This window comes from Pseudomonas sp. S3_A03 (genome assembly GCF_054668275.1).
Genome location: NZ_CP162753.1, coordinates 4,538,907 through 4,547,836, shown reverse-complemented (window position 1 = coordinate 4,547,836; position 8,930 = coordinate 4,538,907). Strand labels below are relative to the sequence as shown.

Sequence of the window (8,930 nt, the reverse complement as noted above, 5' to 3'; positions counted from 1 at the left end):
GCAAGGAGCCCTCGTGCCCATAGTTGAAATGGAACGTCGCCAAGTGGTGGTGATCGGCGCCGGCCCGTCCGGAGCCATCGCCGCCGCGCTGCTGAAACGCAAAGGGCATGATGTATTGATCATCGAGCGCCAGCATTTCCCGCGGTTCTCGATCGGCGAAAGCCTGCTGTCCCACTGCATCGACTTTATTGAAGAAGCCGGCATGCTTGATGCCGTGCAGGCCGCCGGTTTCCAAGTGAAAACCGGCGCCGCGTTCGCCTGGGGCGAGCGCTACAGCGCCTTTGACTTCAGCGACACCTTCAGCAACGGCAAGCCGACCACCTTCCAGGTGCAGCGCGGCGAATTCGACAAGTTGCTGGCCGACCAGGCCGCACAGCAGGGCGTGGAGATCCGCTACGGCGAAACCATCGTCGGCGTGGATTTCAAGGGCGAAACCCGTTACCTGCACGTGCGTCGCGAGAACGGCAGCGAGTACCACCTCAAAGCCAAGTTCGTGCTCGACGCCAGCGGTTATGGCCGCGTGCTGCCGCGCTTGCTGGACCTGGAGGCGCCGTCGAACTTCCCGGTACGCCAGGCGGTGTTCACCCATGTCGAAGACCGCATCGAACACCCCGGTTTCGACCGCACCAAGATCCTGATCACCACCCACCCGACCCAACGCGATATCTGGTTCTGGACCATCCCCTTCAGCAACGGCCGCTGCTCGGTGGGCGTGGTGGCGGCCAAGGAACATTTCGACGGCCGCGACGCCGACCTTGACGCTTGCCTGCGTGGTTTTATCGACGAAACCCCAAGCCTGTCCGGCGTGCTGCACAACGCCGTGTGGGATACGCCGGCGCGCACCATCGGCGGCTACTCGGCCAATGTCAAAGCGTTGCACGGCCCAGGCTTTGCCTTGTTGGGCAATGCTGCGGAGTTTCTCGACCCGGTATTTTCATCCGGCGTGACCATCGCCATGCGCTCGGCGAGCATGGCGGCCGGCCTGCTGGACCGTCAGCTCAAAGGCCAGGCCGTGGATTGGCAAACCGAGTTCGCCGCCCCCTTGAAGCGCGGCGTCGACACCTTCCGCTGCTACGTCGAAGGCTGGTATGCGGGCACGTTCCAGGACGTGATCTTCCACCCGGACAGTTCGCCGGATATTCGCCGCATGATCAGCTCGATCCTCGCCGGTTATGCGTGGGACGAACGCAACCCGTTTGTCAGCGAACCCAAGCGACGGTTGCGGATGTTGTCGGAAATCTGTGCGAGTGAACCGGTATGAGCGCTCAATATTTGAGTAAAAACTACGTCGAAGAAACCCGATTCGGCTTCTGGTTCCTGCGCAGCCACACCTGGCAGCACCATGTGCTGCGCGTGGCGATCAATGACCTGCGCAGCTTGTTCACCGAGCCGCTGCCGGCAGCGCCGGTGCTGTTGGACGCCGGTTGCGGCCAGGGCAAGTCGTTTCAGTATTTGCAGCAGGTGTTCGCCCCCCAGCGCCTGATCGGCCTGGATGCCGACCCTCACAGCCTGGCACTGAGCAAGGCCGAAGCCGCACGCCAGGGCCTGGAAGTGGAGCTGATCGGCAGCGACTGCGCGACGCTCAACGTGCCGGATGCCAGCGTCGACATCCTGTTCTGCCACCAGACTTTCCATCATCTGGTTGAACAGCATCGCGCCCTGCAAGAGTTTTATCGGGTACTCAAGCCGGGCGGCTATCTGCTGTTCGCCGAATCCACCGAGGCCTATATCGACACCTGGGTGATCCGCTGGCTGTTCCGCCACCCCATGCATGTGCAGAAAAGCGCCGAAGAGTACTTGGGGATGCTTCGCGAGCAGGGCTTTGAATTTGGCCCGCAGAACGTCTCGTACCCGTATTTGTGGTGGAGCCGCTCCACCGATTTCGGCCTGCTGGAGCGCTGGGGCCTGCGTAACCCGCCGCCGGTGGGCCAGCGGGAAGAAACCCTGGTCAACTGCGTCGCGCGCAAACCCCTGGCGAGCGCCACGCCATGATGCGCAGCCTGCTGATCGCTTGCCTGTTGCTGCTGAGCGCCTGCGCCGGCCAACCGCCGTTGCCGGAAAAAACCCCGGCCTTGGCGCTGCCGATGCAACTGCATGTGCAGCGCCTGGCCGAGGGCCAGAGCCAAGACTGGCTGCTGGTGATCCAACGTGAGGACGGCGCGATCCGCTGGTCAATGATGGACCCGCTGGGCATCCCCCAGGCCCGGCAAAAACTGCTCAATGGGCAGTGGCAGGCCGACGGCCTGCTGCCGCCCAACCCCCAGGCGCGCGAATTGTTTGCCGCGCTGCTATTTGCCCTGACCTCGGCGGATGACCTGCGCGCGCTCTACCCCGACGCCCAGGCGATGGACCTCACGCGTACGCTGCCGGGCCATTGGCAGATCGTGTATCAGTCGTCCGAAGTGTTCAGCGTGAACATGACCGGCCAGCCGTTGAGCTACCGCATCACACCGCTGGGTGCCGCGCGATGAGCGCTTACCTGAATGCCCTTGGGGTGATTTGCGCCCTCGGCCGGGGCCAGGCCGAAGTGAGCCGCAGCCTGTTTGCCGGCGATTGCTCCGGCATGCGCGCCGAAAGTGGCTGGGTGCCGGAACGCGTGTTGCCAGTGGCGGGCGTGCAGGGCGAGTTGGCGGCCATCCCGCTGGAGCTCGGCCAACAGAGCAGCCGCAATAACCAGTTGCTGCTGGAGGCGGCGTTGCAGGTCGAACAGCCGATTCGCCAGGCGATCCACACCTACGGCGCCTCGCGGGTCGGCATCGTGCTGGGCACCAGCACCTCGGGCATCGACGAAGCCAGCCGTGGCATCGCCGAGTACCTGCGCGATCGGCAATTCCCCGGTGACTACGACTATCAGCAACAGGAACTCAGCGCGCCGGCGAACTTCCTCGCCGACTGGCTGCAATTGAGCGGCCCGGCCTATGTGATTTCCACCGCTTGCACCTCCAGCGCCCGCGCGCTGCTGAGTGCCCAACGCCTGCTCGACCTTGGCGTATGCGATGCGGTGATCTGCGGCGGCGTGGACAGCCTGTGCAAGCTGACCCTCAATGGCTTCAGTGCGCTGGAAGCGGTGTCGAGTGAACGTTGCAACCCGTTTTCGGCGAACCGCGATGGCATCAATATCGGCGAAGCGGCGGTGCTGTTTCTGATGACCCGGGCACCGGGCCCCATCGCTCTGCTCGGCGGCGGCGCCAGCTGTGACGCCCACCATATTTCCGCGCCCGAGCCCACCGGCAAAGGCGCATTGCAGGCAATGCGCAAGGCCCTGGCCAGTGCAGGGCTTGTGCCCGAGCAGATCGGCTACCTGAACCTGCATGGCACCGCCACCCAGCACAACGACGCGATGGAAAGCCTGGCCGTCGCCAGCCTCTTCCCCGATGGCGTCGCCTGCTCATCGACCAAACCCATGAGCGGCCATACCCTGGGCGCGGCCGGCGCATTGGAAGCTGCCTTCTGCTGGCTGAGCCTGGCCCACGGCCGCGTGCCGCCCCACGTGTGGGACGGCCAGCCCGACCCCGCGCTGCCTGCCTTGCAATGGGCGCGCCGCGGCGACACCCTGGAAAAACCTTGCCTGATGAGCAATTCATTTGCCTTCGGCGGCAACAACATCAGCCTGATTATCGGAGAGGCCCCATGACCCACTGGCCACTCGCCGAACTGCTGCCTCACGCCGGCGACATGATTCTGATCGACCACGTGCTGTCGTTCGATGACGAGCAAATCCACACCCGCACCACCGTCAAGCCTGGCGGCCTGTTCAACCAGGCCGACGGCAGTCTGCCGGCGTGGGTCGGCGTTGAGTTGATGGCGCAAAGTGTCGCCGCCTACGCCGGTTGCCACGCACGTCAAAAGGGCGAAGCGGTGGAACTGGGGTTCCTGCTGGGCACACGTAAGTTTGAATGCAACGTGGCGCACTTCCCCGCCGGCGCCGAGTTGACCATCCACGGTTTGCGCTCCCTGGAAGACGACAACGGCATGGGTGTGTTCGAATGCCACCTTACCGGAATCGGCATCCAGGCCAGCGCCCGTTTGAACGTATTTCGACCGCCCCAGGCGGCCAACTATTTAGCTGAATCGAAGGACGAAACGCCATGACTGAATCCGTACTGGTCACCGGCTCCAGCCGTGGCATCGGCCGCGCCATTGCCCTGCGCCTGGCCCAGGCCGGGCATGACATCGTGCTGCATTGCCGCAGCGGCCGTGCCGAAGCCGACGCAGTACAGGTCGAAATCGAGGCCCTGGGACGCCGGGCGCGGGTGCTGCAATTCGACGTGGCGGACCGTACAGCCTGCAAGGCAATCCTTGAAGCCGATGTGGAGCAACACGGCGCCTACTATGGCGTGGTGCTCAACGCCGGCCTGACCCGCGACGGCGCGTTCCCGGCCTTGTCCGAAGACGATTGGGACGTCGTGATGCGCACCAACCTGGACGGCTTCTACAACGTGCTGCACCCGGTGATGATGCCGATGATCCGGCGCCGCGCCGCCGGGCGTATCGTGTGTATTACGTCGGTCTCGGGGCTGATCGGTAACCGTGGCCAGGTTAACTACAGTGCCTCCAAGGCCGGCCTGATCGGCGCCGCCAAGGCCTTGGCCATCGAACTGGGCAAGCGCAAGATCACCGTCAACTGCGTGGCACCGGGCTTGATCGATACCGCCATGCTGGATGAAAACGTACCGGTGGAAGAACTGATGAAGATGATCCCGGCGCAGCGCATGGGCACCCCGGAAGAAGTCGCCGGTGCGGTGAATTTCCTGATGTCGGCCGAAGCCGGCTATATCACTCGCCAGGTATTGGCCGTGAATGGGGGCCTGTGCTGATGAAACGCGTCGTCGTCACCGGCATGGCCGGCATGACCTCCCTGGGCGGTGACTGGGCCACCATCTCGGCCAACTTCCGCGCCAACCGCAGCGGCATCCGGCGCATGGACGAGTGGGATCGGTTCACCGAACTGAACACGCGCCTGGCCGGGCCGATTGATGATTTCGTGGTGCCGGCGCATTGGACGCGCAAGCAATTGCGCAGCATGGGCCGCGTCTCGCGCCTGGCGGTGTGGGCGGCGGAGCAGGCGCTGCAGGACGCCGGCCTGCTCGGTGACGAGTCGATCAAGGACGGGCGCATGGGTGTGGCCTGCGGCTCGTCCACCGGCAGCACCGACGAGATCAAGGCCTTCGGCAACATGCTGCTGAACTCCGTGGCCGAGGGGCTCAACGCCAACTCCTATGTGCGCATGATGCCGCACACCACCGCGGCGAATATCAGCATCTTTTTTGGCCTGACCGGGCGCCTGATCCCCACCTCCAGCGCCTGCACCAGCGGCAGCCAGGGCATCGGCTATGCCTACGAGGCGATCAAGTTCGGCCGCCTGCCGTTGATGCTCGCCGGCGGCGCCGAAGAGCTATGCCCCACCGAAGCCATGGTGTTCGACGCGCTTTACGCCACCAGCCTGAAAAACGACGCGCCGCAAACCAGCCCACGCCCATACGACAGCGGCCGCGACGGCCTGGTGATCGGCGAAGGCGGCGGCATGCTGGTGCTTGAAGAGTTGGAGCACGCCCTGGCGCGCGGTGCGCATATCCACGCAGAGATCGTCGGCTTCGGCAGCAACGCCGACGGCCAGCACACCACTCGCCCGGAACAGAAGACCATGCGCCGCGCCATGGAGCTGGCCCTGGAAGACGCCGGGCTGGCACCGTCCGCCATCGGCTACGTCAACGGCCACGGCACCGCCACCGATCAAGGCGACATCGCCGAAACCCAGGCCACCAGCAGCCTGTTCGGCCCGCGCATGCCCATCAGCTCGCAGAAAAGCTTCTTCGGCCACACCCTCGGGGCGTGCGGGGCGTTGGAGTCGTGGTTCAGCATCGAGATGATGAACAGCAACCAGTACGTGCACACCTTCAACCTGGACTCCGTCGACCCGCAATGCGGCGAGCTGGATTACCTGCAAGGTGAGTTTCGCGAGATGCATCACGACTACGTGATGAACAATAACTTTGCCTTTGGCGGCGTGAACACGTCGCTGATCTTCCGCCGCTGGTCCTGACTTTTTAATCGATTGGAGAATACGGAATGTCTTCCTTGCTACGCGCCACCCTGATCACCCTGGCCCTGCTGACCACTGCCGGCTGCACCAGCAAACCGGTGCTCAACACCCAGCACGACCTGCAGGCCGACACCCAGGTCAGCGAAGAAAAAATGAAGCAGGTCATCGTCAACGCCCTGCAAAAACGCGAATGGACCGTACAACGCCTGAGCCCGCAACTGGTGCAGGCCGAGATCACCGTGCGCAACCAGTATTACGCAGCCATCGACATCCGCTACACCCGTAACAGCTACGCCATCACCTACCGCGACAGCCGCGCGCTGGGCTACAAGGACGGCAAGATCCACCGCAACTACAACCGCTGGGTGAACAACCTGGACAGCGACATCATGGCGGGCTTGCGCAACGGTGGCGTGAATGAATCGGGCTCGGCGGCACAGTTGTTCGAGCAGACGGGTACCTCCAAGTAGAACCGACGCGCTCTGTTCTTCAGCAACGACAAAGGGCGCCTTTCGGCGCCCTCTTCCCTGCCAGTGCCTACACCAGCGCCTTACGCGTCAGCAGCTCCACAAACGCCGCAGCCATGGGCGTCTGCGCACCCTTGCGCTGCACCAGCCACACCGACGTCACCGCCTCCGGGTCGAGCAAGGTGCGATACACCACACCATCAATGCGAATGCGCTGGTAAGACGCCGGCAACACCGAAACTCCCAGCCCTGCGGCCACCAGGCCGATGATGGTCATCGCCTCTCCCGCTTCCTGGGCGACGTGTGGGCTGAAGCCGGCGTCGCGGCACAGGCTGAGCAGTTGGGCATACAAGCCACTACCGTAACTGCGTGGGAAAAACACAAATGGCTCGTCAGCCAGTTGCGTCAGATGCAAGCCACGCTCGCTGCCTTGCGCCAATGGGTGGCCTGCGTTCAATACCGCGACCAGCGGCTCACGCATCAGCTCGACAACACTCAACGAGTCCGCCAACGGCAACGGCCGCATCAGCCCCACCTGGATCGACTCATCCAGCAGCGACTCGGCCACTTCGGTGCTGCTCATTTCCTGCAAGTTCAGGTGTACCGCCGGGAAGGCCTGGCGAAACGCAAAGATCGCCTGGGGAATGCTGGAATTGAACGGCGCCGACGACGTGAAGCCGATCTTCAATTCCCCCAGTTCGCCCAATTGCGCACGCCGGGCCACGTCAGCCGCCTTGTCCACCTGCGCCAGCACTAATCGCGCTTCGTGCAGGAACAGCCGCCCCGCCTCGCTCAGCTCGACCCGACGATTGGTACGCTCGAATAACCGTGCGCCCACCTCCTGCTCCAGCGCCTGGATCTGCTGGCTCAGCGGCGGTTGCGAGATGCCCAGCACCTGCGCCGCTCGACCAAAGTGCAGCTCTTCGGCGACGGCGATGAAGTACCGCAGATGACGCAATTCCATGCCCACCTCATTAGGTCGTAAAAGCTATCAAACAGGTCGAACAATATATTGGAAAGAATCATTAGCCAGCTATATTCTTTTTTGCATTGCCTGCCCTGGCAGACCATTGCTCAACGAGGCCCCTGTGAAATCTGCTGTCGCGCCACTCGCTCACGAAGTACCGCCCACCGCCCTGGATGAAGGGGTGGCTCAACCGAGCGACGCCTACATCGAAAAAGGCACGCCGATGTTCATGCGTACGGTGCTGGCGCTGTTCTGCGGCGGTTTCGCCACGTTTGCCCTGCTGTATTGCGTGCAACCGATGATGCCGGCGCTGTCCCACGAGTTTTCCATCAATGCGGCGCAAAGCAGTCTGATTCTGTCGGTCGCCACCGCGATGCTTGCCCTGGGCCTACTGATCACCGGGCCGATTTCCGACACCCTGGGACGTAAACCGGTGATGGTGGCTGCATTGTTCTGCGCGGCGCTGGCCACGATTGCCAGCGGTCTGATGCCATCCTGGGAAGGGATCTTGCTGATGCGTGCGCTGGTCGGGCTATCGTTGAGCGGCTTGGCCGCCGTTGCCATGACCTACCTGAGCGAAGAGATCCACCCACACCACATTGGCCTGGCCATGGGCCTTTACATCGGCGGCAATGCGATAGGCGGCATGAGCGGGCGCTTGATGATCGGCGTATTGATCGACTTCGTCAGCTGGCACACCGCGATGCTGATCATCGGCGCCCTGGCGCTGATTGCGGCCACGGTGTTCTGGAAGATCCTCCCCGAATCGCGCAACTTCCGCGCCAGCAGCCTCAAGCCGCGCAGCCTGGTTGACGGCTTTGTCATGCACTTCAAGGACGCCGGCCTGCCATGGTTGTTTCTGGAAGCCTTCCTGTTGATGGGTGCCTTCGTGACGATGTTCAACTACATCGGCTATCGCCTGCTGGCCGATCCCTACGACCTGAGCCAGGCGGTGGTCGGCCTGCTGTCGTTGGTGTACCTCTCGGGTATCTACAGCTCGGCGAAAATCGGCTCGCTGGCCGACCGCCTCGGCCGCCGACGCGTGCTGTGGGCCACCATCGTGTTGATGCTCGGCGGAATGACGTTAACCCTCTTCACGCCATTGTGGCTGGTGGTGCCGGGCATGTTGGTCTTCACCTTCGGCTTCTTCGGCGCCCACTCGGTGGCCAGCAGTTGGATCGGCCGCCGCGCGGTCAAGGCCAAGGGGCAAGCGTCCTCGCTGTACCTGTTCAGCTATTACGCCGGCTCCAGCGTCGCGGGCACCACGGGCGGTTTTTTCTGGCACCTTGCCGGGTGGAACGGGATCGGCGCGTTTATCGTGGCGTTGTTGATCGGCGCGCTGCTGGTGGCATTGAAGTTGGCGAAGCTGCCGCCGTTGGGGCATGTCTGAAGGTTTCTGGCTATTAATGTGGGAGGGGCGAATCGTCGCACCGCCCCTCCCACATTTTGGTTT

Annotated in this window: 10 protein-coding genes; 9 read left to right on the top strand and 1 reads right to left on the bottom strand. The window is 63.4% G+C overall.

What is annotated here, in order from left to right; translation table 11 throughout:
* Positions 1–13: 13 nt before the first annotated feature.
* Genes AB4O25_RS20790 through AB4O25_RS20755 form a run of 8 tightly spaced genes read left to right on the top strand, consistent with a single transcriptional unit; the run spans position 14 to position 6,513 of the window.
* Entirely contained in the window at positions 14–1,261 is a 1,248-nt protein-coding gene (locus tag AB4O25_RS20790) for an NAD(P)/FAD-dependent oxidoreductase (RefSeq protein ID WP_223271432.1), read from the top strand.
* A complete protein-coding gene (locus AB4O25_RS20785) occupies positions 1,258–1,992 on the top strand; it encodes a class I SAM-dependent methyltransferase (protein ID WP_017526510.1) in 735 nt (244 codons plus the stop codon). The genes AB4O25_RS20790 and AB4O25_RS20785 overlap by 4 nt, the downstream gene beginning before the upstream one ends.
* Entirely contained in the window at positions 1,989–2,471 is a 483-nt protein-coding gene (locus tag AB4O25_RS20780; protein ID WP_017526511.1) for a hypothetical protein, read from the top strand. The genes AB4O25_RS20785 and AB4O25_RS20780 overlap by 4 nt, the downstream gene beginning before the upstream one ends.
* Positions 2,468–3,634, top strand: a complete 1,167-nt coding sequence (locus AB4O25_RS20775; protein WP_017526512.1) for a beta-ketoacyl-[acyl-carrier-protein] synthase family protein — start codon at positions 2,468–2,470, stop codon at positions 3,632–3,634. The genes AB4O25_RS20780 and AB4O25_RS20775 overlap by 4 nt, the downstream gene beginning before the upstream one ends.
* Positions 3,631–4,092 (top strand): hotdog family protein, encoded by a 462-nt coding sequence (locus tag AB4O25_RS20770; protein WP_017526513.1) that lies wholly within the window; start codon positions 3,631–3,633, stop codon positions 4,090–4,092. The genes AB4O25_RS20775 and AB4O25_RS20770 overlap by 4 nt, the downstream gene beginning before the upstream one ends.
* Positions 4,089–4,817: a 3-oxoacyl-ACP reductase FabG gene (fabG, locus tag AB4O25_RS20765; protein ID WP_017526514.1), complete on the top strand. Its 729-nt coding sequence runs from the start codon at positions 4,089–4,091 to the stop codon at positions 4,815–4,817. Before AB4O25_RS20770 ends, fabG begins: the two co-directional genes overlap by 4 nt.
* Entirely contained in the window at positions 4,817–6,043 is a 1,227-nt protein-coding gene (locus AB4O25_RS20760) for a beta-ketoacyl-ACP synthase (RefSeq protein WP_017526515.1), read from the top strand. The genes fabG and AB4O25_RS20760 overlap by 1 nt, the downstream gene beginning before the upstream one ends.
* A gap of 26 nt (positions 6,044–6,069) precedes the next feature.
* On the top strand, positions 6,070–6,513 hold the full coding sequence (locus tag AB4O25_RS20755) for a hypothetical protein (RefSeq protein ID WP_065879484.1): 444 nt from the start codon (positions 6,070–6,072) through the stop codon (positions 6,511–6,513).
* 67 nt (positions 6,514–6,580) lie between these two features.
* Here the strand turns inward: AB4O25_RS20755 and AB4O25_RS20750 are convergent, their stop codons facing one another.
* Positions 6,581–7,474, bottom strand: a complete 894-nt coding sequence (locus tag AB4O25_RS20750) for a LysR family transcriptional regulator (RefSeq protein ID WP_017526517.1) — start codon at positions 7,472–7,474, stop codon at positions 6,581–6,583.
* A 124-nt stretch (positions 7,475–7,598) separates the two neighbouring features.
* On the opposite strand from AB4O25_RS20750, the gene AB4O25_RS20745 reads away from it, so the two are divergent.
* A complete protein-coding gene (locus AB4O25_RS20745; protein WP_065879485.1) occupies positions 7,599–8,867 on the top strand; it encodes an MFS transporter in 1,269 nt (422 codons plus the stop codon).
* The last annotated feature ends 63 nt before the right edge of the window (positions 8,868–8,930 follow it).